Annotated in this window: 24 protein-coding genes; 7 read left to right on the top strand and 17 right to left on the bottom strand. The window is 41.8% G+C overall.

What is annotated here, in order from left to right; all coding sequences use genetic code 11:
• Window positions 1-5: 5 nt before the first annotated feature.
• Genes CIK98_RS01340 through CIK98_RS01330 form a run of 3 tightly spaced genes read left to right on the top strand, consistent with a single transcriptional unit; the run spans window position 6 to window position 1,945 of the window.
• Entirely contained in the window at window positions 6-557 is a 552-nt protein-coding gene (locus CIK98_RS01340) for an HDIG domain-containing metalloprotein (RefSeq protein ID WP_094382497.1), read from the top strand.
• Window positions 558-565: 8 nt separating this feature from the next.
• On the top strand, window positions 566-1,384 hold the full coding sequence (locus tag CIK98_RS01335) for a DUF3822 family protein (RefSeq protein WP_094382496.1): 819 nt from the start codon (window positions 566-568) through the stop codon (window positions 1,382-1,384).
• Between the two features lie 27 nt (window positions 1,385-1,411).
• Window positions 1,412-1,945 carry an RsmD family RNA methyltransferase gene (locus CIK98_RS01330; protein ID WP_094382495.1) on the top strand — a complete coding sequence of 178 codons (534 nt, stop codon included), beginning with the start codon at window positions 1,412-1,414 and terminating at the stop codon, window positions 1,943-1,945.
• Between the two features lie 48 nt (window positions 1,946-1,993).
• On the opposite strand, the gene CIK98_RS01325 is transcribed toward CIK98_RS01330, so the two are convergent.
• The 3 genes from CIK98_RS01325 to CIK98_RS01315 all read right to left on the bottom strand — a co-directional run bounded on the left by CIK98_RS01325 (window position 1,994) and on the right by CIK98_RS01315 (window position 5,109).
• Window positions 1,994-2,731, bottom strand: coding sequence for a hypothetical protein (locus CIK98_RS01325; protein ID WP_094382494.1), 738 nt, complete (start codon window positions 2,729-2,731; stop codon window positions 1,994-1,996).
• Window positions 2,732-2,739: 8 nt separating this feature from the next.
• Window positions 2,740-3,522: a type I restriction endonuclease gene (locus CIK98_RS01320; protein ID WP_094382493.1), complete on the bottom strand. Its 783-nt coding sequence runs from the start codon at window positions 3,520-3,522 to the stop codon at window positions 2,740-2,742.
• A 195-nt stretch (window positions 3,523-3,717) separates the two neighbouring features.
• Window positions 3,718-5,109: a hypothetical protein gene (locus CIK98_RS01315; protein ID WP_094382492.1), complete on the bottom strand. Its 1,392-nt coding sequence runs from the start codon at window positions 5,107-5,109 to the stop codon at window positions 3,718-3,720.
• A 359-nt stretch (window positions 5,110-5,468) separates the two neighbouring features.
• On the opposite strand from CIK98_RS01315, the gene CIK98_RS01310 reads away from it, so the two are divergent.
• Window positions 5,469-6,893, top strand: coding sequence for an ATP-binding protein (locus CIK98_RS01310; RefSeq protein ID WP_094382491.1), 1,425 nt, complete (start codon window positions 5,469-5,471; stop codon window positions 6,891-6,893).
• Window positions 6,894-7,065: 172 nt separating this feature from the next.
• On the opposite strand, the gene CIK98_RS01305 is transcribed toward CIK98_RS01310, so the two are convergent.
• On the bottom strand, window positions 7,066-8,418 hold the full coding sequence (locus CIK98_RS01305) for an ATP-binding protein (RefSeq protein ID WP_094382490.1): 1,353 nt from the start codon (window positions 8,416-8,418) through the stop codon (window positions 7,066-7,068).
• 283 nt (window positions 8,419-8,701) lie between these two features.
• Between CIK98_RS01305 and CIK98_RS18860 the strand changes: the two genes are divergently transcribed.
• The 3 genes from CIK98_RS18860 (at window position 8,702) to CIK98_RS17860 (ending at window position 10,436) form a co-directional block, all read left to right on the top strand.
• The gene (locus CIK98_RS18860) at window positions 8,702-8,833 is read left to right on the top strand and encodes a hypothetical protein (RefSeq protein WP_256387747.1); all 132 of its coding nucleotides are present in this window, start codon (window positions 8,702-8,704) and stop codon (window positions 8,831-8,833) included.
• Between the two features lie 206 nt (window positions 8,834-9,039).
• Window positions 9,040-9,918, top strand: coding sequence for an Rpn family recombination-promoting nuclease/putative transposase (locus CIK98_RS01300; protein WP_094382489.1), 879 nt, complete (start codon window positions 9,040-9,042; stop codon window positions 9,916-9,918).
• A gap of 350 nt (window positions 9,919-10,268) precedes the next feature.
• A complete protein-coding gene (locus CIK98_RS17860; RefSeq protein ID WP_172409771.1) occupies window positions 10,269-10,436 on the top strand; it encodes a hypothetical protein in 168 nt (55 codons plus the stop codon).
• 142 nt (window positions 10,437-10,578) lie between these two features.
• Here CIK98_RS17860 and CIK98_RS01295 read toward each other — a convergent pair whose 3' ends face one another.
• The 13 genes from CIK98_RS01295 to CIK98_RS01235 all read right to left on the bottom strand — a co-directional run bounded on the left by CIK98_RS01295 (window position 10,579) and on the right by CIK98_RS01235 (window position 24,703).
• Window positions 10,579-11,913 carry a WG repeat-containing protein gene (locus CIK98_RS01295; protein ID WP_094382488.1) on the bottom strand — a complete coding sequence of 445 codons (1,335 nt, stop codon included), beginning with the start codon at window positions 11,911-11,913 and terminating at the stop codon, window positions 10,579-10,581.
• 160 nt (window positions 11,914-12,073) lie between these two features.
• Window positions 12,074-12,265, bottom strand: coding sequence for a hypothetical protein (locus CIK98_RS01290; RefSeq protein WP_094381356.1), 192 nt, complete (start codon window positions 12,263-12,265; stop codon window positions 12,074-12,076).
• Between the two features lie 48 nt (window positions 12,266-12,313).
• A complete protein-coding gene (locus tag CIK98_RS01285; RefSeq protein ID WP_141210357.1) occupies window positions 12,314-12,793 on the bottom strand; it encodes a hypothetical protein in 480 nt (159 codons plus the stop codon).
• Window positions 12,794-13,189: 396 nt separating this feature from the next.
• The gene (locus CIK98_RS01280) at window positions 13,190-13,555 is read right to left on the bottom strand and encodes a hypothetical protein (RefSeq protein WP_094382486.1); all 366 of its coding nucleotides are present in this window, start codon (window positions 13,553-13,555) and stop codon (window positions 13,190-13,192) included.
• A gap of 12 nt (window positions 13,556-13,567) precedes the next feature.
• Window positions 13,568-14,659 carry a PEGA domain-containing protein gene (locus CIK98_RS01275; RefSeq protein ID WP_094382485.1) on the bottom strand — a complete coding sequence of 364 codons (1,092 nt, stop codon included), beginning with the start codon at window positions 14,657-14,659 and terminating at the stop codon, window positions 13,568-13,570.
• A 12-nt stretch (window positions 14,660-14,671) separates the two neighbouring features.
• Entirely contained in the window at window positions 14,672-16,024 is a 1,353-nt protein-coding gene (locus tag CIK98_RS01270) for a porin family protein (RefSeq protein WP_141210356.1), read from the bottom strand.
• 32 nt (window positions 16,025-16,056) lie between these two features.
• Window positions 16,057-17,019: a hypothetical protein gene (locus tag CIK98_RS01265; protein WP_094382669.1), complete on the bottom strand. Its 963-nt coding sequence runs from the start codon at window positions 17,017-17,019 to the stop codon at window positions 16,057-16,059.
• A gap of 8 nt (window positions 17,020-17,027) precedes the next feature.
• Window positions 17,028-17,756 carry a hypothetical protein gene (locus tag CIK98_RS01260; protein WP_094382483.1) on the bottom strand — a complete coding sequence of 243 codons (729 nt, stop codon included), beginning with the start codon at window positions 17,754-17,756 and terminating at the stop codon, window positions 17,028-17,030.
• Entirely contained in the window at window positions 17,750-18,721 is a 972-nt protein-coding gene (locus tag CIK98_RS01255; protein WP_141210355.1) for a hypothetical protein, read from the bottom strand. The genes CIK98_RS01260 and CIK98_RS01255 overlap by 7 nt, the downstream gene beginning before the upstream one ends.
• Entirely contained in the window at window positions 18,722-19,381 is a 660-nt protein-coding gene (locus CIK98_RS01250) for a hypothetical protein (RefSeq protein WP_094382481.1), read from the bottom strand. It abuts the gene before it with no gap.
• A gap of 35 nt (window positions 19,382-19,416) precedes the next feature.
• On the bottom strand, window positions 19,417-22,479 hold the full coding sequence (locus CIK98_RS01245; RefSeq protein ID WP_094382480.1) for a tubulin-like doman-containing protein: 3,063 nt from the start codon (window positions 22,477-22,479) through the stop codon (window positions 19,417-19,419).
• 28 nt (window positions 22,480-22,507) lie between these two features.
• Window positions 22,508-24,238 carry a hypothetical protein gene (locus CIK98_RS01240; RefSeq protein WP_094382479.1) on the bottom strand — a complete coding sequence of 577 codons (1,731 nt, stop codon included), beginning with the start codon at window positions 24,236-24,238 and terminating at the stop codon, window positions 22,508-22,510.
• A gap of 51 nt (window positions 24,239-24,289) precedes the next feature.
• Entirely contained in the window at window positions 24,290-24,703 is a 414-nt protein-coding gene (locus CIK98_RS01235; protein ID WP_094382478.1) for a hypothetical protein, read from the bottom strand.
• Window positions 24,704-24,931 lie beyond the last annotated feature (228 nt).

Raw genomic sequence — 24,931 nt, 5'->3', positions numbered from 1 at the left:
TTTTCATGAATACAGAAGAAATCATCTTTAAGTATTATCCTAAAAACAACCCGCTTAGGAGACTTTTGTTAAAGCATAGCTCCGACGTTGCGGAAAAAGCTCTCGAAATAGTGCGTCGGCACCCGGAACTGGGTGCAGACGCACAGTTCGTTCATGATGCCGCCATGCTTCACGACATTGGCATCTTCATGACTTCGGCACCTGAAATCCACTGTCACGGCACCGAACCATACATCCTCCACGGCATCCTCGGAGGGCAAATACTGCGCAATGAAGGGCTGCCGGAGCTGGCAAGGGTGTGCGAACGGCATACAGGCACCGGCATCACAGCCGAACAGATTCGATTGCAACATCTGCCCATGCCAGAGGCAGACTATTGTCCCGAAACCATAGAGGAAATAATAGTGTGCTATGCCGACAAATACTTCTCCAAGTCTCACCCCAAACGCGAGCTAAAAATAGATACAATAATCAGCAACCTGATAAAGCACGACAAAGAAAGTGCAAGACGCTTCATCAAATGGGTGTTTCAGTTCGAGTTAGGTCTCATCAATTAAATTAATTCATGACAACAACAAGCCACGAAAATTCCACAAGGAAACGTCTCGTTATCAGAATCAGCCGCCACTCGCTGGCAATGGCAGTACAAGACATCGACGACCTGTCGGTGCCCTTGGCCTACACGCCATACACCATAAAGGGCACCATGTCCATCACGGCCAACCTCCGTGAAGCCATGAAGACCCTCGAAATCTTCTCCCGTGACTATACGAAGGTGATGGTCATGGTCGACACCCCACAACTTGTAGTGCCGCTTGATGTCTACAAGGAGTCAGACTCCACCCTACTCTACACCCATTGCTATCCAGACACCGGCAACTCTATTGTCAAAGACGACATCATTGGCGACATCAACGTGGCAGTACTCTATTCAATACCCAAAGACATCCATACGGTCATCTCCGACCGCTATCCTTCCGCCACCTTCTTCAACGCCTCCACCCCAGTGTGGCACTACTTGTTCAAAAGGAGTTTCTCTGGCGGCAAAAGGAAGCTCTACGCCTATTTCCACGACCAAAGCATGGAGATATTCGGCTACGGACAGAATCGCTTCAAATTCTGCAACACCTTCACCCTCGACAATTCCCACGACGCCCTCTACTTCATACTCAACGTATGGAAACAGCAGTCGATGGACGAGCAGAAGGACGAATTTCATTTGGTAGGTGAAGTGCCGGAACAGCAATGGTTGGAAACCGAACTAAAAGGATACATAAAAAACGTGTATTTCATAAATCCCGTCACAGACTTCAACCGCTCCCCCATAGCCCAAAACCCCTCCCTCCCCTACGACATGATGACATATTTCATCAAGGGAAGGTAGAAAGAAAAACCCTTAACACCAAAAAAAATGAGAATAATCACCGGACAATACAAAGGACGCCATTTCGATGTGCCACGCACGTTCAAGGCACGTCCCACTACCGACTTTGCCAAGGAAAACATCTTCAACGTGCTTAACGCCTATATAGACTTCGATGGAGCAAGAGCCCTTGATCTCTTTTCAGGCACAGGCAGCATCTCCCTCGAACTCCTGTCGCGAGGATGCCAGCAAGTAGTGAGCGTAGAGGCCGACCGCGACCATCATGCCTTCATCAAGCAATGTCTGTCAAAACTCGGCGTCGACAATTGTATTGCCATTCGCGGCGACGTATTCCGTTTCATCAAGACATGTCGCGAGCAGTATGATTTCATTTTTGCCGACCCACCATACTCGCTAAAAGAGCTCCCCACCCTTCCCGACCTAATCATCAACCGGGGCATGATAGCCCCCGGAGGCATCTTTGTGTTCGAGCACGGCAAGGATTACGACTTCACCTCGCATCCCAATTTCGTAGAACACCGCTCCTACGGCAGCGTCAATTTCAGCCTATTCAAAGGGTGAATAGCGGTTGAAAAAGTATCAAGAATTACTTTTTTTTGCGATGTTACGTTACGTTACGTTTTTTGTTTCTTTGTATATCTGCTCTACCTGAGAGTAGATGTGAAGCACGCGGCGGTATTCATCCTTATATTCAGATGGCACATCTTGCGGCTTGAGTAGATGGAAGCGGACGTTGACGCAGTAGTAGCTGGCTTCATTACCGGTGAAGAGTCTCCACTTTCTTACAGTTGTCTGCAAGGTGTTGTAGGCGGTAGTGAAATTTTTCGCATTGGGACAATCACAGGCCGCTTCCTTCAACAGGCAGCTCATGTCGTAAACCGGGGCCTTAGGATAGGCGATGCCGTTTTTTATGCCTATGTCATACAGGCATGCAAGGAAGTCGGGGGCTTTGGCTTCAGTGCCGTCAGGGAGTGTGAAGGTCTTAGCCGCGGTGTAGTGTCGCTGGAAGATGCGCTTGAGTTGGGCGAGAAAAGCCGGTTTGAGGGTTTCGTCCCTAAGGTAATACTTCTTTTCAGCACCTCGTCCACGCTTCTGGGTTGGAGCGGCGGCCTGCGGTCCTTGCTCCATGCCTTGCGGTTCCTGTTCATCCAGCACCACCTCCTCAGCTTTAGCCATCAGCTCCTCCTTCTGCTGCAGCAGGAAGTGGAACTGGTCGCCTATCAGCTTCATGGCTGTGTCGATATGCAAATAGTCGGCTGAGGTGGTTTCCGCCACCTTAGCCAACTCTCTCAGAGCCTTACGATTGATGCTTATAAGTATTTGTATATTTTCAAGTTGTGCGTCCATAGCTAAAGTTATTCTGGAATTGTCTTGATGCGGTTTATGAGGAAGTCGACGGGTCGGAGCGCTTCTTTCAGTGTGCCTATTGCCGTAAACTTGTCCAACTCCATCCAAGGGTCTCCAACCATCATACTGTTTCCGTCGGAAATGACAAGCAGATGGCAATAGACGGGAAACTGGTAGTCGTTGTCCAGCTGGTATTGGGCCATATCGTAGGCAGCCTGAAGGGTATCTTCAACAACTATGCCGCATAGGGGAATGGCATTGACCAGCAGGATGAAGTCCCAGCCAAAGCCATCGTTGATAGCTCCTTGCCAATTCTCCACAAACTCGAAAGTGTTGTTTTCAGGATGCTCCCAGTCGATAATCTTGATGATGCCACGATCCTCTTCCCTACCTGTACAATAATCCCAAGGCAAGCCCTCGAGCATATATCCGCGGAGTATATAAAAGGCGTCGAGGGTGTCGAGCGGATGACGGTTGTTTGGGTTTTCCAAATCACAACGCCACGTGAGGTGCTCTAAATCCGCGCAACGCATCTCCAGCGCGTAATACACCTCACCCTTTGGATTGAGTTTCTTCAGGCAGCTTTCAAACCAAAAAGTATTGTTGTAGATGTGTGGGGAGTGGTACCTTGCCATCAGATTCAACGTGCCGTTGACCGGATAGGGGCATCTTTGTTTCGTCCACCCCATGCGCAATAGCTGCTGTCTCATGCGGCGGCGAGCGTTATTTGTCTTCAAAGCGTCTTGGCATGCTGACGCCGAGTTGTCTGATTTGTTGTTTTTATAATGCATAATATATGGTCATTTATGTGATTTCACTGTTATCTATTGTTAATAGTCCGAGTCTTCATAGATGAGTCCCAAGAGGCGATAATTGCTACGCAGTTAGGGAAATTTTGCTACATAACTACGGAACAAAAATCACCTCCTGAGGAACTGCATTTTTTGCGTAACATAACGTTACGTTACGGAAAAACATCACTCCACCTACGAAGCCTCCCTGCCCATCTTGTTGCAGATCTGGATACCAGTCGCCGTCTTTCGGAAGTGTTCCTTGTCAACCTTCTCCACCCAGCCGTTCCTTATCCATCGCGACACCACCATGCGGTAGCCTGTTGCCTTCATTCCAATCTGTGTGTAGGCTTCCTCCACGTTGCCGTAGCAGAACATCCCGGGCAACTTACAGAACACCCACGCATTGGCATTACGGGCAAATACAGGCACTTGCATCATCATTGCATTCTCTTCAATGCTCTCGTTCATCTGTTCGCCGAAGTACTTCAGTTGGAAATACAGCACATACTCGCTCACCCAAATGGCAAACTCCAGCGCCTTGCGTGTCAGTTTCCTGCCATCAAGCAAATATAGCACACATCCGGCACGGAAGCCCATCACGGCAGCACGCTTGCGGAAGGTGCTGATGCTCTGGTTGCCCGATGCGTCGCTCACCGTCTTCTGTCGGGCACACCATTCCAGCTGTTGCTTCTTAAGCTGCGGAATGTTGATGACATCACCCTCTTTCTCAGAAAGAAGAATTTCCTGTATACTCAGAATGGTCTCCAGGTTCTTCTTCGAGCGAGGACGCTCCTCTGCCTCCTCGTTCATATCCTGAGGAAAAGAGCAGAAGCCCACTCGCGTCACAAGACCGTCCTCAGCATTCCTGTAGTGGTTTTTCACTGCCTTAGGCGTTCCGCTCGTGACAAGGTTCACCGCTACAGGCACCCGGGCGCTCGTTCCGGCATGACTCTTCGTGTCCTGGCCTCCCACCTCAGTATCAAACATCAGACGCTCGTTGGCCCCTCCGTCGCGGCTCCAGTTGTTAGGCACGTGAAGCGAGTCAATCTCCGGACACACGATAATGGCACGTTTTCCATTGAGATTCTTGATGTTCTGGTAGAACTGCGCCTTGGTAGTGCTGGGCATCATTATGCGCGTACCATAATGAGGATCCTTAGGCTTATCTTTGCCATCTCCTGCGGCAATGCACTCGTCGGCATACTCATCGCTCTTACGGCGTGTCTCGTTGTCCACCTCTATCACCTTCGAGATTAGCACGTTCTGCATTCGCGTCAGCGCACTCTTGCCGATAGACTGTTCACCTACGAGGCAACACTCAAACCCCAAATGATGCACCTCCTGGTTGCGGTAGAGGAATCGGGCGTTGCCACCCAACATACCGAGGAAAGGAAGCGCCATGAGCGACATCACCTCCTTACGGTCCTCAGGGAAAGGCTCCACTATAGCCTTCACCGCCCAATGCACATTCTTTGGCAGTTTTGGAATGCGGTCTGCAACCGTCTCTTTCGACTCCTTTGCAGGAGACTCAGTCTGCATGTCCTTGACATTGTCTGGACTGAGATTCAGTACCTTTTCTTTCATCTCGGACACAAAGGTAAACCTAATTTTTCAATCACCAAAGGTTATCGGAATTAACCAAAAAAGTTTCTTCAAAAGCATTTTGATAATTTCAATAACCTCCTTCATGAGCTTTCAAAATACTCATGCGTAACGTAACACGATGTTACGCAGAAAACGCAATACGAGTATACTTTGCAAGTATGGGGACAAAGATACAAATAATTCCCAAAATCCGTATCGAAAATCAGAGATATTTGCCCAAAAGCAGAGATAGCATGGCGGGAAGTGACTTTTTTTTCGACTTTTCGCCATACAATCGCCACTTTTTCGAAAAAAACATGTATCTTTGCACCAAGTTTATATAATGAATACCTGAGTATATGAAGTATTGTGATTCAATAGTAGGAAGAAAGCACGAGCAAGACATCCTCCAGATGTGCTATGACTCACCAAAGGCTGAATTTGTAGCAGTCTATGGCAGGAGAAGAATTGGCAAGACATATCTTGTCAAGCAGTATTTTGACGAGCAATTTGACTTCTATGCCACGGGAGTATATCAGGAGAGTCGTTCAGAACAACTGAAGCATTGGCAGAACCAACTGGCTAAATACAGCGGTACAAGACATAACAAACCAAAGGATTGGAATGAGGCATTCGCTCTGTTGCAGGACCTTATAGAGTCGTTACCGGAGAAAGACAGGTTTCTCATCTTTATCGACGAACTGCCATGGTTTGACACCCCTAAGTCTGGCTTCCTACGTGCACTCGACCTTTTCTGGAATGGGTGGGCATCCAATCGCCCAAAGGTAAAACTCATAGTATGCGGAAGTGCCACCACATGGATGACCAACAAACTGCTTGGCGACAAGGGCGGCCTTCATAACCGCGTCACTCGCCCATTGCACCTTATGCCTTTCACACTGTTGGAAACAGAACAATACCTCAAGTCGCTCAATATTGATTGGAGTCGCCATGAAGTGCTCGATGCATATATGATACTTGGTGGTACGCCCTTCTATCTGTCGTTGCTTCGTCCCGGACTCTCTCTTACTCAGAATGTTGACGAGCTCTTCTTTAGTGGCGATGCGGTATTGAGGTCGGAGTATTCATTCCTGTTTAAGTCCCTTTTTAATGAGGCTACACTTTATAGACGTATTGTAGAGCTGCTTTCAACATCGCTCATGGGTCTTAGCCGCCAGGATATAGTCAAGACGTTAAAGATTGCCGACAATGGCAACCTCAGCGAAGCTCTTGACAATCTTGTGAGATGTGATTTCCTGCGTCGCTATCAGGCTTTTGGAAAAAAGTGCAACGACCCTATATATCAGCTTACCGACATGTACACCCTGTTCTATCTTCGTTTTGTGAAAAACCACAACGGACAAGACGAATATGCATGGAGCAATATTGGTTCTGGACAGCGCAATGCTTGGTCGGGATATGCATTCGAGCAGGTCTGTATATTGCATATAAGCAAAATCAAGCAGGCATTAGGAATATCGGGCATAGCCTCCGATGTATGCTCGTGGTATTATCGCTCGACAGACCATAGGGCGCAGATTGACTTGGTAATAGACCGTAGCGACAAGTGCATCGACTTGTGTGAAATGAAATATTGTGATCGCGACTATGAACTCAAAAAGGACTATGTGGAATATCTTAATGAACGACGCGACCTCTTCAGAGATGTTACCAAGACCACAAAGACCCTTCGTCTTACACTGATTACCTCCAGCGGAATAAAACCTGGCAAATATCTGTCTTCCATTCAAGGACGCCTGACAATAGACGATCTTTTCAAATAACAGTTTTTTGGTTCCACCGCCAATCCCGTTTATGCCACCTTTTTGTACTAAATCGCATGAAAAAAGTGAGATTTAGTACAAAAAGCTTGCATATTTCGGCTTTTCTGCCTATATATAGAAGACCTGTTCAAGTAGACAGTAATCTATATACGAAAGTTGAATAACATAATAGCTAAGGAACTGCAATATTACTCAGGGCATATAGCGGGATAATGTCCACATGACGCTCGGCGTCGCCAGCTTTTGGGTCGTAATAGACAAATTCGCCGAAAGGCTCAAGCGAACTGCGGATGGCATCATGCAAATTGTGTTGGCGCATAAAGATCCACAGACTCTGCATGCTACCCTGTCTGCTGGCCTTAATCTCCACAGGCAGCACCATGCCACGATGAGCAATGACATAATCCACCTCAGCCTGGCTGCTCTTGCTGGAGTTTTGCCAATAATGCATCTCTGGCTTTATATGGCAGTCCTGATATTTGACAAATTCCAAGCCGGCAAACATTTCCGACATTCCGCCCTTGTTCACCAAATCCATATCCGTCGATGCCAATACCTCTGCAGCCGTCATACCAAGCAACGTCTGCATCACTCCGATGTCAAAAAACAGATATTTTGTATAACGCCGGTCTTCCTCAGCTCCAAGAGGCACTCCATTGGCGTTGGAATGTACCACCGGAACCACAAGTCCGGCAAGTGTCAGAAGATGCAATGCCTCACGAATCGCGGTTGACTTGATGTCATTTGACACCTCTGAGCACACGAACTTGTTTCCCGCCTGCAACGCGACCGAGCGGAGCACCTGACGGAGCAACACTGGCGAAAACCTTTTTTTGTATTTCGAGAAATCGTCGTTGTATGTATCGATGATGTCATTGTGTACGTGAGACACCTCGATATAGCTCCTCGTCTCAATCCACTCACTTACGGCGGCAGGCATTCCTCCTACCAAATAGAACGTGCGCAACTGGCTGACAAGCTCTTTATGAGCTAGTTCTGCCAATGGACTGCTCGCAGTTGCCTTTCGCTTGTAATCAACGGTTATGTCTAACCCTTGCGCCATCATAAACTCGTCAAACGAGAAGGGATACATATATAAAGAACGTATTCTGCCCACACCGAAGGAGGGCAGTTCCTCAAGTGCGAATTCCAACAAGGAACCGGCTGCTATGACATGCAGTTCAGTATAATCCTCCTTGAAATATCTGAGTGACATTATTGCCTCCTTCGATGTCTGTATCTCATCAATAAACAACAATGTCTCTCCAGGTACAATCGGAATACCCGTTATTCCACTGAGGTTTTCGCATGTTCTTCTCACGTCGATATTCTCAGGAAACAGCTTTCTGAAATCCGGTTGTTTCTCCAGATTAATCTCCAGGAAGTACTTGAAAGTCTTTCCTAATTCTCTTACAGCAGTGGATTTGCCCACTTGGCGCGCACCACGTATCAGCAATGGTTTGCGACGAGGGTCTTCTTTCCATTCGCGGAGTTTCTCGTCAATATGTCTCTTGAAATATTCCATAAGCTCTGATTTTGGTGACAAAGATACAAATAATTCCCAAAATCCGTATCGAAAAATAGAGAAATTTGCCCAAAATCGGCATCGAAACCCAAAATCGGGATCTAAAATCATAAAAATCTGCCCAAAATCGGCACCGAAAACAATATATTTTACAAATTGTCTATTTTCACCTTGTTTTGCTCAATGTTCCAATATTCGTTGTGAGCTTTCTCGATAAACGATAGTTAAGGTTACGTTTTAGATTTATCATGAATCCCAATCTATCCATCTAAAATACAGAGTTATGAGAAGAAAAATTATAGGACCGGGACAGGGGACACCGGAAACGGTTAGCGGATGCAAGGAAAGCATCACTGGCCACTATCTCAAGGAAAAATGCCGAACGCCCGCCGTTGTATGCTCTTACTTTATGTAAGACCGCCAGGGTTCATAGGGCCAGGTACATTGACTCTTTATGGTCGATGAACCTGTCTCTATGATTCTTCAAGCACAACAACATGGAGGGCAGGAAACGACATCTGCATAAAGAAATAAATAAATCTTAATCTGCAAAAATTCCGATGATTTATTTGCTGATTTAATATAAAAGTTGTATTTTTGCAGAAAAAATATATTTGTGGTATGAATGGAATAGAAGAAAGATACATCAGCCTGCTTACCGACTTCGGCTTCAAGCGCATATTCGGCACTGCCCCCAACAAGGACTTGCTGATAAATTTCCTTAATAGTCTCTTCGCCGGCAAAGAGGTTATTAAGGACGTGAAGTATCTTAACACCGAGCATTTCGGCGACAACGCCTCGGCGCGCAAGGCCATCTTCGACGTGTATTGCGAGGGCGAGGATGGCGAGAAGTTCATCGTCGAGATGCAGAATGCCTATCAGGACTTCTTCAAGGACCGCTCCCTGTTTTATTCCACGTTCCCCATCCGCGAGCAAGCCAAGAAAAGCGCCGACTGGGACTTCAAACTCTCCCGCGTATATACCGTGGCGCTGTTGAACTTCGACATGAAGGAGGAGGCTTTCGACAAGAAGGAGATAACCCACACCGTGAAACTCTGCGACATCAAGACCAACAAGGTGTTCTACAAGAAGCTTGACTTCATATACGTTGAGATTGCCAAGTTTAAGAAGGAGGAGGACGAGTTGGAGACGCTCTACGACAAGTGGCTCTTCGTGTTGAAGAACCTTTACAAGTTGGAGAGCCGACCCAAGGCGTTGCGCGACAAGGTGTTCGACCGTCTGTTTAAGGAAGCAGAGATAGCCACGTTCACTCCCGATGAGCTACGCGAGTACGAGGACAGCCTAAAGGCCTACCGCGACATCAAGAATTCCATTGACACGGCGAGGAGGGAAGGTCGCGTGGAAGGGGAAGTTCAAGAAAAGAATGCCACAATCAAGAGGTTGTTGGCATCCGGCGCATCTGTAGATATTATTGCCATAGCAACAGGTCTGCCCCATGATGAGGTAAAACACCTTATCGTCGAGATTTCAAAAGAATGATTACCTTTGCAGCACCCAAGGAATGGACGATGGTGACACACTACACTGTTGCTCCATGAAACGAACGGGGCATCGAGCCCCATTCGTTTCAACCCAAGGAAAGGGACTCAGGCTCCCCATTGCCTATTGTTCTACCTGCGGAATGCATGTAAGTTTTGCCTAAGAAACTAATATCGCTGGTCTGAAAAGCGGTAGTAGTATACTCTGCAATTCGGCAACCATTTCAATACGGCAAATACAGAACTGATGGCTGAGGGATTTTTCTCCGATGTGGAGGATTATGAAACAAAGGGATAGCCGAATCGCTTGAAAGGACGTAGGCATGGATTATAATATATATTAATATTAATATGAATATTATTAAGACAGTCAATGGAAAAGTGGAAATTCGAAAAGAAAACGGAACACTTGTCCGCACCATTGGTAATGGCGATGCAACGAATGCGTATTGGGCTGGTAATGACATAGCAATACAAACAAAGGAAAAACTGAACTCCGTAAAGATAATGGAACTTTGATTAGAACAATATAATAATGAATCCAATATGTGCGCTCGCCAATTATTTTGACGAGCGCTATATTATTATTTTCTGTAGTCACATGCGGCGTTTTTGCTTTCACAGTCGCATCCCTATTATTGTTTCGTTTTTGGGGGTGGTTTTACAAAACGATGTTGTTATTCTCACATGGGACTATGAGTTTCCCGTTAGTGTCAATCACGCCCCATTTTTCATTCTTATCCTTTACACTGGCACGTCCATTACGGAACCCCCGGATGTCTTCATAGGGAAGATTGAATGGGATGACGGTGTTATTGTTCAAATCTATAGCACCATATCTACCATCCTTCTTTGCAATCGTAATGCCATTTTCAAACGAATAAAGATGATCATATTCTACAGGAATCTGTTCCACTCCTTGCTCGTTGACACAGCCATACAGGTAACCCTTTTGTTGGTCAAGCCGAACCATACATAATCCATTTTCATCGAAAGACCAGAATGAATCATATTTCTTGAAACCAATAATATCTTTCTGACTAGGCAACTCTATTATTCCCCATTTGTCATGTCGGTCTTTAAGCGCTAACCAATCATTATGACCTACAGATTGTACACATTCAGGAACGAGCTCTTGATGATTATTCTTCCAACAATCTATTATTAAGCATGCAATATCATAGTTGAAAAGGACTTTGATGCTTAACCATTGGTCTATTTCTAAGTGATAATCTCGTAAATCCCATCCACGAGCATATCCCGCACCTTGACTCAACACAAAGTCCTTGATAAAGTCCTGTTCTTGAGATTTGAGATTGTCGTATACTATGGATAACGCTATGCCATTGGCATAAGCCTCTTCAATGAATCTGTATACATAGTCGCTACTATACGAAAAATGGGGAGATGGATGAATTCCATAGAGTTCTACGTCCATCAATGCATGTCCTATCTCATGGAAAACGACGAAATCAAACAGGGTTGCAGCATTACTACCAATTTGTTTAGTTCCTTTTTTTGTGTGATCTTTGGCATAATCCATAATTTTGTCCATCCAGACAAATATTTTTCTTGGAATGAGATCATCATCATTTGTAAAGATATATACTCCAAGCAAATCGAGAATGCTGAGGCTTTGAGGTTGTCTCTCACGCGGGTCATCTTCCTTTTCGCTTTCCTTTGTATTGACCCATTCATCAATGTCGAATTCCGAATATTCCGTAGGTACATAGTACTGGTCTTCTGGCACCAGAATTGAACATTGCAATCCTGGTACAGCAACATATTCATTTGTCATAGACGTTTCTACGAGGAAAATTGGAATAGTATCTATTAAAGCCTCAACATCATGCAGGCATCCTCGCTTTGGGAACTTTCGCTGGAACGAATAGCTTGCATGTATAGTCATTTTAAACTGATCCTCATATTGGGAAATTATATCGTTCCCATAATACAACTGAGGATACTTGCCGCGCGTCAAATCAAATACTTTCATAAATATTTTCTTTTAAGATTATTTTTTTTCAAAGAAGTCTTCAGTGATTTGAGGGAATAAAATTTGGCAAACATCTGTCTTCCATTCAAGGCCGCCTGACAATAGACGATCTTTTCAAATAACAGTTATTTGGTTCCGCCGTCACTCCCATTATTTTTTATCACATTTTCCTTACTATCCAATAATCTATATGCGAAGCTTCCCTAGCCCATTTGCCGAGTTGCGCCTCCAGTCCGTCGGCTATGGCAGCCGTGCAGATGTTCTCGTAGTTGGTCACTATCTGGAATGTCTGTCCTTTTTTGATTTTACGTCCACAGCGGTCAGACTTGGCTGTAATGATAAATGCTGGCATAATATATTGTTGTTTAAGTGAATGCCTACGTCCTTTCAAGCGATTCGGCTATCTCTTTGTTCCATAATCCTCCACATCCGAGAAAAATCCCTCAGCCATCAGTTCGGCATTTGCCGTATTGAAATGGTTGCCGAATTGCAGAGTGAGGTTAGTGCTATACGAATGCATCTTCTCGTAATACATCTCATTGTCGCCTTCGCAGTTGAATATGCCCCACGTGTTGTCTCGATCGAAGCGTGTGGCAGAGCCCAACACCCGCTTCTCTTCCTCTTCACTGCTGAACGACAACACAGGATTGATCAGCAATTTCGGCACATCATGCACCTCCAACACAGCCTTTCCTGCATTGTCCATCCCTATGATAGCCGCCAGCGACTCATCAGCCGCCTCATCACTCAGCACCTTTTCAAACTCCTCACTCTCGCACGCCACTTCCCTCACTTCAAGCTTATGCTCCCCAGCCATCATGTGAATCCACATCTTCAGATCCAGTGCCGTGGTTTTAGAATAACACAATAGAATATGCATAATAAAATGCTTTATTTTTTACTTCATTATATATTACATATTTCGTAGAAACTTTACTCTATCGTTTATAGCCGCCTCTAACAGTTCTTACATCCACATCGATTTGAGCAAATAGTTCCAGCCACATCGTCGGCTGTCCAATTGGCAAAAAGGTTACCTCTGCTATATGGCCTTAATCCGGTAATCATTAATACACTACATAGTGAAATAATATCACCTTTTGTCAATCCACAACCCATAGGCGAATTAATTAATGTCACTATGAGTTCTTTCCATATCTTTAATCTTTCTTTAATGAGTATATATAAACATTATTGTCTTTTACCCCATTAACTCCACAAGGTTGAGCACATGCGAAACATGATTATAAAATCAATGAAACTATTCATCGTCAAACTAATCTGAGTCAACATCGGAATCATATACTCCAAATTCTTCTAATGCTCCTTCCAATTGCTTCGTTACCTTATGAACATGGTCAGATACTTGTTTAATAGTACTTTTTGTCAAATATTTCAAACATCGAGTCTTATATTTTCCGATTTTCTTTAACTCTTCGTCTGAATATTCATATTGGTCAATCTTATCTACAATTTTCTGATATTCCGCTATTGCCTTTTCCCATTCCTCCTTAGAGTATTCAGAAGAGTTTTCTGTCAGTTCTTCTGAAAAATCCACTAAATCATCTATTGCAGCCTTTTGTTTGTCGCAAGAAGAAAACATAGAGCAGACAATAATCAGCAAGAATACTATTCTTTTCATTGTCACTTTTATTTAGTTAGAAATATTCTGTTTATTTAAATAAGTGATTTTTCCATCAGCAAGTTTAATGGAAATAGACTTGTCACCCACTTTGAGCAGAGCACTCTTGCCTTTGTCGTCACTTAGCTTGCATTCGGTATATGGCATCATCTTTATGGTTTTGCCGTTCTCCCATCCAGGTAACTTCATATTGTTTCGATACAAATATTTTGATTCGCAAAATATTTGCACATCAACGGCGTGGATATTAACAACCCTATTTTTGTTCTTTCTCATTTTATAGTCAAGAGACAAACTACTGCCTGTTACATCAATATTGTCGTTGATGTCAAAATATCCATTAGCCGTTATTCTAATATTGTGTTTTCCCCTAGGAATCTGCTTGATGCCTACTACTCCATAATTAATATTGTCAACCACCACTTCTGCGTCAGGAACATTGCAAGATATTTTTACCGGTTCCCTAAGTGGTTGTAAAGCTATGGAGATTGGTTCAATATTCTTGTCGGATATAGTTACCTTTCCAAATACAGTCTCGTAATTCTCTGCTTGAATTCGATATCCATACGTTCCTTCCTTACAAAAGAATTCCACCAGACCGCTGCCTTCTACTGCTTTCTTGTTACCTTCAAATATTACAAAACTATTGTCAACAACAGGTGACACCTTAAAAGCAACACTTTTCATGTTGTTCAATGGTTTTTGCGCCTCAAGTTCCACTTGATAAGTCTTTCCACCTATAGTTTTCTTCTTATAACCAAAATTGGCAAGGTTAATCGTGCCTGGTTGAAAATCCGGATGAGAGAATGATAACATGTACATACCTGGAGACACATAAACGTAATATATACCTTTGTGGCAGGCAATGTCACCGATATATTGATTAGTATTATTGAATACAAGACCTTCTATGTCGTTGGTCACTACTTTTATCAAGGCACACATATCATTGTTAATGTCATATCTGGCGTTTTCTGTTGCCGTATTGTCAGATTGCACTATTGTACAACTTTTCACCTTGATTTCCTGAGCCAACATTTCCCTTGAAGAGAAAATAGTCAAAGACAAGAAACACGCAAGAAAAGGAAAAAATGATTTCATCATAAATCTGTCAAATTAATAAAACCTGTATCCTAACGAAACTCCGATGTTTGTCCCCAACTTATATTTAGACAAACTGTTGTTCCACTCAAATGAGAGAGAGAATCTATTAATGTAGAATTGTACGTTGGCCCTTAATCCGAAATCAAACGAATCTGAGTTTACCGCCTTGTTGTCCTCCATCTTATCGGCAGAGTGTCCAATGTTATAGTATGCTCCATATAGACCAGCCAACAAAAGAACGCTGCTTGTATTATAACGGCTAAGAGGCAGAGCCAAACCAGCCTGTAAAGGAAGATCCATAGCAAATATGGTTTTATGAGTACAATTTGTCACTTCTGCATACTTGTCCAATTCTTTATGTTGCTTATCTGAAGGATCCAATACACCAGCACCTATTCCTTCCTTAAATGCAAAAATGCCTAAATACTGGTGATATTCAAGGTTGGCCTTCCATATTGTGCTTTTTTCATCTAAGAAATAATTTCCTGACACATTAACATCTATGTGAGAACGGAAATTACCAGTAGTTTTTGTACGTTCATTTTTGTGATAAACTATTTTTTTCTTATATTCTGTTAACGTCACTTTTATGGGAGTGTTGCCAGAAGCCTTGACAGTATAGTTACTTTCATAGTCTTTACATTCCTTGTTTGTTACACGAATAACATGTTTGCCCTCAGTAAGCATAATGTTGTTTTGGCTTTCAACTGTACCAAGAGGGATATCGTCGATAAATAAGTTAGCTTTCGGATGAGAACAGATAATACTTATAGGATATTTTTTTTCTTCCAGTTCAATATCCTTTGTTACCACGAGTTCTCCTTCTGTCAATTCCACCTGCCCGTTTACGGTTTCATATCCTTTAGCTGTAACAGAATAGTCGTATTTGCCCATTTTGTCGTTGATGACATAAATACCATTCTCATTTTTCGTCACCTTCTTGTTATTGAACACCAAGTCTGCATCCTTTGGCTTTAAGTAAAAACATGCGGAACGTAATTTGTTTGATGTTTCAAGAATCAGTTTATAGGTTGTACCGGATTCAATGGCAATATCGAAATCGTCGAAGTTGGCAAGTACTTTATTTTTACCATTGATGATGGTAAGCTGTTTTGTACCTTCCTTTAAATATACGGTATATTCATTAAGCAAATAGTTTACATCGCCAAATGCTTCCTTAAACTGCAACTTATCGATGCCCACGACATCAACCAAGACGATGGCACATTTCTTTCCGTTTTTGTCTTTTCTGGCATCTACTTGAGCTTTTGTAGACTGCAAAGCTTCCATTCGGCTGATCGTTATGTCTTGAGCTGACACTACGATAGTTGACCAAAACATTATTAAGAACAATATCTTACGCATAACTATAATTATATTATTATTGATTAATAGTATTAAATGTCAAAATCACTCAAAGTAAATATTTCCTCCTTAGGTAAGTCCTTACCGTTAATTTTGTCAGGCTGCCATGTACGGACATGAATTTGAGGTGCTGACTCATCGTTAAAGTCCCATAAGAGGAACAAGTATCCATCGTCGTGATAACGGTTACTCGTATAGCCCTGATGCAAAGTTACACCATAGAAGTTAGGATTAACAGGATGACGTTTCACTTCAATATCGTCAAATGTCACTTTGATATATTGGGTGGTATTGAACACACGGCGAAGGTTATCCAGATATTGCTGCTTGGTTTGCTTGTTGTAGGTTATCTTCTGTGAAGTGAAACCCTCTGCATGCCTCTGGGTTATTACCTTTCCTGTTATGATGAGAGCATCGTCGCTGAACACTTGCTTGAGGAAAGGAAGGTCTTTCTGATTGTAAGCAGTTCTGAACTGCTCCACATAATCAAGAATGAGTTGGCGACGACGTAGGTCTGTCAATTCCAAATTGCTTTTTATGACATTCATATAAAGATTCATGCTTATTGAGAGGTAGAAACTCTCAACATTGCCCTGACTATCAAAACTTACTACAGCCTCTTGATATTCGTCTTCGTTAAACGCCCTATCTCCTGTTGGTTTCATCATCAGAGGAATATTTCTGATCTGATAACCTGTTCCTGTTGTAATACAATGTTCAGCTATCATATCGTCAGTACACATGAATGGTGAGTTTTCCCACAACATTGCCATAGATTTTTGCACATTAGTATTAACATCAATTGTTGCAAAATTCAGGTTTCTTTTTCCTGATTGGGCAGAATTGATTTCTGTTAACATTGTAGACAAATGTTGTTCCATCCGTTGCTTCACCGCGTCATCATCAATGCCATCAGTGATAGTGACTTTTATTGAAGCATTAGAGAAAAGAGTCCATAGACTCAATAAGATAATAATGAACGATAACTTCTTCATATTTTTAATCATTTTAAGCGAAGCCAAATCGCACCGCAGTTTTTGTAATCACTAATCATTTCTGTTGCCTGAGTCTTAAGGTTGAAAAAAGTATTGCCATCCCTTCTTAACTGGGCAACAACTTTTCCATCCTGGTTATATACAAGACAATACACAAGTCCTGTAGTGGGCATCGTCTTGTATTTGCCGTATGATTCAAGTTTACCAGTTTGTTTGAGTTCCGACAAGTATGGTTCGACATCTGCAAAACGATTTATTGATACCATATTCTTTTCATCTGGAGTTAATTCAACAGTTGGTTTTATCCCTACTCTATCGTCCTCGGATATTATGGCGTTTGACGTATTCTTGGAGGTTTTCTGCTTTTTTACATCCAAAATGACAATTTCATTTTTATTGTCAACAGGCATAATCTCTTTTTTGTTAACATAAACGAATGCCCTATAGTAATCCCCACGTCGCGTCTGTATCTCAAAAAGATGTTCTTTTGCCTTGGCGATGCAGATATCGACTCCCTTTATGCCTTGAGCTTTTACCCAATCAGCAACCTTGACTTCAAGAATAGACTTTGCACCTACGAAAGCCTCATCGACACTTTTCATAGTCGTTTCTGCATATATATAGCAAGTGTCGCATTTCACCTTATTAATGTCCTCCACTGTCTTATTGGACTGAGCCAAACCAATGCCTTCGCCCGACAAGGAGAACAGAGCAGTCAATAACATTTTGTTTACCATATTTTTTTTCTGCTTTTACGTGATTCCTTCTGAAATAAGTTTTTAATATTGTGAGTAGGTATATATGGAGTAAGTTTAACCTTAATCACTGAATTGGGATTCCCGATAAAGTCATCCGCCAGTATTACAGACAATAAATGATTGTAACAAAGTTCACTACTTTGAGCTATCACCATTACCATCAATCCGTCCTCACGTTCTTCCTCCACTGCAAAATACACTTTCAGATTCTGTTCCTTGCAATAGTCAAGCCATTGACTTAGCTTTATTGTGTATTTCACTGACGTCATCCCATATACCGACTGCTCCACATACATCTTTCTGTCCACTTTGTCTATCATACCTTGAAACAGATTAGCGGCAGATAATGATTTGTGGAGGTTGTCAAATAGTGGGCTAAAACCTGTATCTCCGTTACTCCTTATAAAGTATGAAGCGTCATTAAGACTCTCCAATTCATAATGTTCCCGCTTAGAAATCCAAATTGTATCGTCATACATTTCAAGATATTTCGGATTAATCGTCAACCTGAAATCACTATGGTTGGCACTAACAATAGCAGAACGAAACTCGTTTTGTATCTCTTTTTGCGATTTGCCCATAATAAGGTCGCATTGTGCAGGGAACACAACTGTAATATAAGGAGCATCTTCCTTGTACCAGCTTACTTCATAATGCTTATCAACAAGATTTATGGAAAACGGCACTCTTTCGCACAAGTTGTAGTAGTCAGAAAGACTACCTTTACGGAAGTGGACTTTATCGTCAGCCATCTTGTCCGTAACGGTTGTCCCTTTGACATTCTTTAGTCCAACAAAATAATTCTCCAAGAAGTCCATAACCTGGTTCATTGGTTTGTTTGCCTCCATGCGGACTTGCTTGCTAAACAATTTTTGTTGTCCGTAAATATTGATTCCTACACTCCACATTATTAGACATGCAAAGAGTGCCGTTAACCTTCTCATTTACTTTCCTATTATTATACTACCCTTTACAACATTATTGCTATCGTACCAGATTCCTTGCACGAGATGTCCTTCGGAGAACTCTCCTATAACGTAGTCACCTGGTTCAGCTACTCGGCCTTTTGGATCGCGGCTGTCAATTATGTGCGAAGACTTGAACGTCAGGCGGCCATTGACATCATCGAGTTGTCCGTTTTTTACAGTTCCTACGAATACTGCATATCCGAGGTCTTTCCTGTTAGACACCGACTGTTGCGCTTTTCTTGCCTTTGACTTAGACTCTTTCTTCTTTGCGTTCTTCTCATTTTCAAGTTGAGCCAAAGAGTCTGCCACACGCTGCAGGCTATCTCGCTCTCTTTGAGCATTGATGCTGTCAATCATGGCTGTTGATTCTTGACTGGGTTCTGTTTTACCACCAAACAAGAATATGCCTCCAACAACTACTGCTGCCAAAACCAATACTCCGCATACGATACCTATCAATCGTTTGTTTGGACCAGAGGAAGGAGGAGGACACTCACGAAGAGGCTTTTGACACTCGTCGCAGATTAAATCTCCTCTGGCTGAAACTTTCTGCACTACCTTATCTCTTGACTTTGAACATTTTTCGTTAAGGCAAATACCATATCTGTACCTTACATGTTCTCTGCTTCTTACCATATTTTTTATTTGTTTTATTTGTTAATAATTAATTGTTACATTACAGGAGGAGGTACTGATCCTATTGGCGGCATTGGTGGCATTGATGACGTAGCAGGAGGAGCAAACAAAAATTGTATTGTGCTGACCTGTCCTGCAGGAGTCCATTGTGGCATACCTTCCATCCATACCATGCTGCTTGGTGTTAACTGTCCATTGGTAACCAACTGCTTGCACACTTCATTATTATATGGACCATATTGTTGACCGTTTACAGCAATGAAAAGCTTTATTTCGGGTTCTGACGGAGGTGTTGATGGCAATACCGGTGGCGGAGCTACTGGCGATGCTGGAGGTGGAGCTACTGGCGATGCCGTTGATATTGGTTTTACAGCAGGCTTCTCTTCTTTCTTTTCAAAGACGGGGAACAATGAAGGCAGTTGGCTGCCATCTTTCTCCGAGTGCAACAATATTGCATTACTAAGATCGGTTGCTGCATTTCCGGTTTTCAAAAATCGTTCATATCTGTCTTTATAAGTCTGAAGCCAATCTATGGCACGCATCGGGAAACAATATGTAATTGTTGTTATTGACAGTTCATTTTTGCACGGGCTTTTCTGGCTGATCGTAATCGTTGTTCTTGCCATACTTTGATTTATGGATTCATTGAATGCTCGCACAAGTTTGTCTGCAAATCTTTTCAACCCTTCATTGTCTTCAGGCGACGGTATAGAAACGAACAATATTTTTTGGTTAATACTAGCTGGATTAGTAGGACTCTTTTCATTCTCATTGTTTCTCAGATGGAGTCTCATCTGATCATTGTTTAGTTTTAGATATACTCCACTTTGATCGACTATTTGTTTTGCAAAAGCCTTAATATCTTCATCTGTACGGAGTTTCTGTTGCAGTTGGGTGAGAATGTTCAGTCCTAATACCTTTTTCTCACTGTCAGCCTTTTCGTCGTGTTTTATCTTGACAATCTCAGACAATCTGATATCAAAAGCATCTTTAATATTATCATTGTCTATTTCGTTAGCAAGGCGTCCAAAATTGATGAATTCACTCTCTGGCAAAATTAACTCCCTAATCTGTCTTGCAATATTAGGCATTTCTATTTTGTCGGTCTTTAATTCAAATTCAAACTCAACCATCCTTTCCTCCTCACATACTTCAATAATGGCTCCACGCATATCCTCGAGTCCTTTGTTCACTTTGCGTTGACCAGCAATCAGACGTTCTGTCTCTTCTATGGCATCGTTGATTTTCTGTCCGAATGCAGAAATGTCCTCATTCATCTTTCCGAATTCGACATTCAGTTTCGCAACTAATTTCCTTGCGAAATCCAGTGCAATACACTCTGTCTTTAATACATAAAAGTCGGTCAATATCTCCTGGTGTTCACTATAACGGCGTGCGCCAGCACCCACCATTCTTTGGAAGATACCAAGTCTGCTCCACTCGGTAACATTTGCCGAACGGTCATAGTCTGTCCTTTCAAAAGCATCTTTCTTTTCTGCAATCACAGTTTCTAGATCAGCACGTATGTCTGCTATTTTCTCAAGAATAACTTTCGACACTTTCTGAAGCTCAACAATGGAAATCTCTCCATTTTTCCATTTTCCAAAAAGCTCAATCTCTACATTGTGGCGTATTTCCCGAGAAATATCAGGTATGACTCTTGACTTACCCATGTAGTAACTTTCTACACCTTCCTCCCTAAAGTGCTTGTCATAAAATTCACCCATAATGCTGTCAAGCTCATTGAGTGGATTCTTGTTTTTCTTAGCTTCTTCGAAATAACCAATTGCCTTGTCGTGCCAATAATCTTTGAACGTTGGATAATCGGAATCTGTTTTAAGCACCTTCTTTTCTAACGTCAGATGGGCATTATCTAACTTCCATTTAACCAAATTATCTGGATTAAGATATAATGTGCGATAGTCTTTGTTGCACTCTTCATCAACATATCCCTGATTCTCACGCCAATTATTATACTTAAACTGGAAAAGAATGCTTTCGCCTATTGTATATGTAATGTGCTTTAATATACGTAATTCAGGATACATAACGCGCTTTATTCCAAAAGAATTAATCTTCTTGGTTCTTGCAGCCCTTATGCTACCATCAGAGTCGGGTTCGGCAGTCTCATCAAGTTCAAGTGCAAAGTCATCAATATTCTCAAAGGTAAAAGCTCTAAGTATATCGTTGGTATTTGGATCTTGATTGATGAGAAATATGCGTGAATAAATAAAGTCGCTTACAATTTTGGGCAATTCCTCCAGGGAATTTATCACAATGCCGTTTTCATTAACGTTGCTATACAATGTCAATCCATTGGCAACACCCTTTACCCTGTCGTTGTAAAGATGAGCCTCACCTTCTCCAGTCACATCCTGCGGGAACCATCGTCCAGCCTGCAAACCATTCAGCTCGTTCAATGCAGCATATCCGTTTTGATAATATCTTCCTTGGTCCATGTTTGGCTTCGGAAGATTCATCTCTGGAATCATGGCATAAACCAAAATATCGGCATTTGGGAAAGTTTTCCTTGCCTGTACAACTGCGTCAACTATTGAACCTGAGCCAGTTCCTCCACTCAATCCTGCAAAAATATGAATACAAGTCTTTGTGTCATCCATGCTCGAAATGGCTTCACATCGTGAAAATGCATTTCTAAGGCTATTTACGTATCCAATAGAATTGGCGGCAAACAACAAGCGTCCTGCCCTGCGTTTCTGTCCTGCAGCTTCGCCTAAAGACCCTATTGCGGATCTTACTGCTTTGACATTGTCAACAATACCTTTCACATGGGGATAATTGTCAATATGGTCAAGAATACTCTCTACATCAACAGCCTTGATATTGAAAAACTCATTACGTGTAAATGAGGCATCCTGTCCCATGACACGGAAATCATCTTTGGGCTTACCGTCCTTCGACATTAAGTCTTTTTCTGTTGAATCGATGTAAAGCAAGGCTACGGGCAATTTTGAGCGTTTCTCTTCTTCTGGAAACTCTTCAAAAACCCTCATTTTGAATGCTTTTAGTATTTTTCCTCCCGTTCCTCCGATTCCCACTAAAATATGGTTGGAGTTACAACTTATTGATTTGTCCATAATAATATTTGTTTTTGATTATTATTTGTTATTTCATTAATTCAAAATGAAATGATGGCTTTTTCTTGCCTTCATTCTTGACATTATTCGTCACTTGTTTTGGTACTTGTATTGTCATTTTTTTCTCCATTTCCTCTTCCTGTCGTATTTCTTTTCTTATACTTCCGTCAGGATCGTAGATAGAGAGCTTGGTTTTTATGATTTTCTGTGCCTGGTTTTCTTTTTTGTTCCAACGATACATATCTACCAAAAGATTATACATCCTCACGTTGTCCTTTGTCTCGGATATAGGTTCAAGTTCTTCCACATAGCTTTTCACAAGCCGTATGTCATCCTTTGAAGATGACCTATTCTGACTCATAATACATTTGCCGTATTTTACCAACATTGGAACTATTTCTTCTGTTGGATCTTGGTTTTCATATGCATATTCTATATAAGACAATATATATGATTGTGCGTCCTTGTCTTTTTTCATATATGCATAGTTACCAATAATATTGAGTATCCTTATAAAGTCTTTAACCGTTTCCAGTGAATCGTAATTGAAACGTGCAACTTCATTCTTTGCATAATCAATCACTGATGAACTGAATAATTCTTTTTCGTTATACTTGAAACCAATAGTAAACCCCACTATATTCAGTCGCTTTCTCAATAAATTAGTTGTGTCGTTACTTCCTAATGCCTTTTCTATTTTATTTAAATTGTCAATACAATGCTCAATAGCTTTAGCATCTTCATAGTTTTTATAGTCTTTATACGGGTCTTTTTCAAGTTTTGAAGCCAAAAGATCAATTTCATCCAGTTTCTTCTGGCATTTTTCTTTATACCTTCTTTCCTTTTCTTCTTTGTTCTTTTTGATGATACCTGTTTTCCTTGATGCATAAGCCTGGCCTTCCGCTGTCTTCTTCTTTAAGCCAAAAGTCTGGCTAAGCATATATTTTAGCGCATCATTGTCTTCTTTTGAAAATACAAGTCCTTTGAATATGTCTGATTGATTATCGGTAAAATCAGTATAGTACAATATCCAAAGTAATTCATTTTTTGAGATTTTGTTAGCTTTCGCCATAGCGTCCAATGAAATGACTATTTTGTCGTCCTTTATCACTCTCCATGGAGCAAAAGTATCTGCTGCGGAGTTTCCGCTCGCAGAATTACCCGACTGTGCAAATAGCGTCTTGCCAGTCTGAATAGCATTCTTTTCAAGATAGTCTGGGCTTGTGACTATAACCTTTCCTACTCGTTTTTCTTTTCTTGGAGTTTGAAAAACTAGTATGTTACTGTATGTCATAGTATTACATACGAGTGCGTTTTCCAGGAAAGAAGGAAGAATAGCCTTTCTTGAAACACCTTTTTTATTTATGAACGTCTTAAATCCTTCAGGAGCCAATGGTTTGCCCTTTGCATTACGTTTACAAGCAGCCTGGGCTTCCTGTCTGTGATGCACAATCAATTGTGTTGCGGTTATTTGCAATGAGAAATAGTCTTGAGGTCCATCCAAAAGCCACTTATGCTTTTCAGAATAGTTCTGATTCTTTAAATTCAGTCCGCACGACCTTTTCTTTTCCGAATAATATATTAAAGTATTGCCTGCCTTAACAATATAAGGTTTTCGCGCATTGAGTTTATACTTGGAAATACTCGATGTAACTTCACCGAAAATTCCATTGTACACCGATTCGTCAAAACCTGCAAACTGCGCATATATTCTATTGCTTACTACAAGCAATACCAGTAGATAAAATATTCGTTTCATAATGATTTGTCAAAAACAATAAGTAGTGTGAATCATCATCTTGCATTCATTTTACTTCAATTTTTCAGAAGCCGTTTCTTTATCAATTTGAAACATTTCCGCATTCAACTCAAAAAACACCTTTTCTTTGTCATTAACGACACCGTCTGCTTTAACAATGCCATCCAATTCTTTTTCGAAACGCTCAACTTGGTCGTCTTCATCAAGAAGTGGGAGGTTTATGCCTGAATCTGAGACATTTGACATAACTTCTTCAATTTGCTCTTGACTCAATCCGCTACGTTCAACAAAATCGTTTAAATAGTCTTTTTCTTTATCGTTGAAATCTTCATCTGATGCAGCCACATATGCCAAAGTAATATATATACATTGATCGGTATTGTAGGATTGTTCAGAAGAACAACCTGAAACGACTGTAGCCAAAATAATAAAAGCTATTCCTAAAACACCATGAAATAATTTCATAAAAATACAAATATTTTGTTTTGCCTACTTCCTTTAAAGCGACTCGGCATTCTCTTGTTAAAACTTGCAGTTGTATCGCATTTCTGGCAATGATGCCAAACAATAATCAACGACGGGGCAAAGTTACATTTTTCTCACGATATAATGGTGTTCCATTTTGTTCCTTTGCTGATGTGTGACAAAAAAAGTGTGGTGGATTTGATAGAAAAATACAAAAAAAAGCGTATC

This window comes from Prevotella sp. P2-180 (assembly GCF_002251435.1).
In the GTDB taxonomy this organism is placed as follows: Bacteria; Bacteroidota; Bacteroidia; order Bacteroidales; family Bacteroidaceae; genus Prevotella.
The sequence above is the reverse complement of the archived record's forward strand: the minus strand, read 5'-3'. Positions and strand labels throughout refer to the sequence as shown.

What these genes read in the sequence shown, in the direction of transcription:
- CIK98_RS01285 (WP_141210357.1), bottom strand. Translation starts at nt 12,793, where the DNA reads ATGCATATTCTATTGTGTTATTCTAAAACCACGGCACTGGATCTGAAG.
- CIK98_RS01270 (WP_141210356.1), bottom strand. Translation starts at nt 16,024, where the DNA reads ATGCGTAAGATATTGTTCTTAATAATGTTTTGGTCAACTATCGTAGTG.
- CIK98_RS01250 (WP_094382481.1), bottom strand. Translation starts at nt 19,381, where the DNA reads ATGGTAAGAAGCAGAGAACATGTAAGGTACAGATATGGTATTTGCCTT.
- CIK98_RS01275 (WP_094382485.1), bottom strand. Translation starts at nt 14,659, where the DNA reads ATGATGAAATCATTTTTTCCTTTTCTTGCGTGTTTCTTGTCTTTGACT.
- CIK98_RS01240 (WP_094382479.1), bottom strand. Translation starts at nt 24,238, where the DNA reads ATGAAACGAATATTTTATCTACTGGTATTGCTTGTAGTAAGCAATAGA.
- CIK98_RS01280 (WP_094382486.1), bottom strand. Translation starts at nt 13,555, where the DNA reads ATGAAAAGAATAGTATTCTTGCTGATTATTGTCTGCTCTATGTTTTCT.
- CIK98_RS01295 (WP_094382488.1), bottom strand. Translation starts at nt 11,913, where the DNA reads ATGAAAGTATTTGATTTGACGCGCGGCAAGTATCCTCAGTTGTATTAT.
- CIK98_RS01315 (WP_094382492.1), bottom strand. Translation starts at nt 5,109, where the DNA reads ATGAAAGAAAAGGTACTGAATCTCAGTCCAGACAATGTCAAGGACATG.
- CIK98_RS01290 (WP_094381356.1), bottom strand. Translation starts at nt 12,265, where the DNA reads ATGCCAGCATTTATCATTACAGCCAAGTCTGACCGCTGTGGACGTAAA.
- CIK98_RS18860 (WP_256387747.1), top strand. Translation starts at nt 8,702, where the DNA reads ATGAGAAGAAAAATTATAGGACCGGGACAGGGGACACCGGAAACGGTT.
- CIK98_RS01330 (WP_094382495.1), top strand. Translation starts at nt 1,412, where the DNA reads ATGAGAATAATCACCGGACAATACAAAGGACGCCATTTCGATGTGCCA.
- CIK98_RS17860 (WP_172409771.1), top strand. Translation starts at nt 10,269, where the DNA reads ATGAATATTATTAAGACAGTCAATGGAAAAGTGGAAATTCGAAAAGAA.
- CIK98_RS01265 (WP_094382669.1), bottom strand. Translation starts at nt 17,019, where the DNA reads ATGAAGAAGTTATCGTTCATTATTATCTTATTGAGTCTATGGACTCTT.
- CIK98_RS01305 (WP_094382490.1), bottom strand. Translation starts at nt 8,418, where the DNA reads ATGGAATATTTCAAGAGACATATTGACGAGAAACTCCGCGAATGGAAA.
- CIK98_RS01325 (WP_094382494.1), bottom strand. Translation starts at nt 2,731, where the DNA reads ATGGACGCACAACTTGAAAATATACAAATACTTATAAGCATCAATCGT.
- CIK98_RS01340 (WP_094382497.1), top strand. Translation starts at nt 6, where the DNA reads ATGAATACAGAAGAAATCATCTTTAAGTATTATCCTAAAAACAACCCG.
- CIK98_RS01260 (WP_094382483.1), bottom strand. Translation starts at nt 17,756, where the DNA reads ATGGTAAACAAAATGTTATTGACTGCTCTGTTCTCCTTGTCGGGCGAA.
- CIK98_RS01255 (WP_141210355.1), bottom strand. Translation starts at nt 18,721, where the DNA reads ATGAGAAGGTTAACGGCACTCTTTGCATGTCTAATAATGTGGAGTGTA.
- CIK98_RS01245 (WP_094382480.1), bottom strand. Translation starts at nt 22,479, where the DNA reads ATGGACAAATCAATAAGTTGTAACTCCAACCATATTTTAGTGGGAATC.
- CIK98_RS01300 (WP_094382489.1), top strand. Translation starts at nt 9,040, where the DNA reads ATGAATGGAATAGAAGAAAGATACATCAGCCTGCTTACCGACTTCGGC.
- CIK98_RS01335 (WP_094382496.1), top strand. Translation starts at nt 566, where the DNA reads ATGACAACAACAAGCCACGAAAATTCCACAAGGAAACGTCTCGTTATC.
- CIK98_RS01310 (WP_094382491.1), top strand. Translation starts at nt 5,469, where the DNA reads ATGAAGTATTGTGATTCAATAGTAGGAAGAAAGCACGAGCAAGACATC.
- CIK98_RS01320 (WP_094382493.1), bottom strand. Translation starts at nt 3,522, where the DNA reads ATGCATTATAAAAACAACAAATCAGACAACTCGGCGTCAGCATGCCAA.
- CIK98_RS01235 (WP_094382478.1), bottom strand. Translation starts at nt 24,703, where the DNA reads ATGAAATTATTTCATGGTGTTTTAGGAATAGCTTTTATTATTTTGGCT.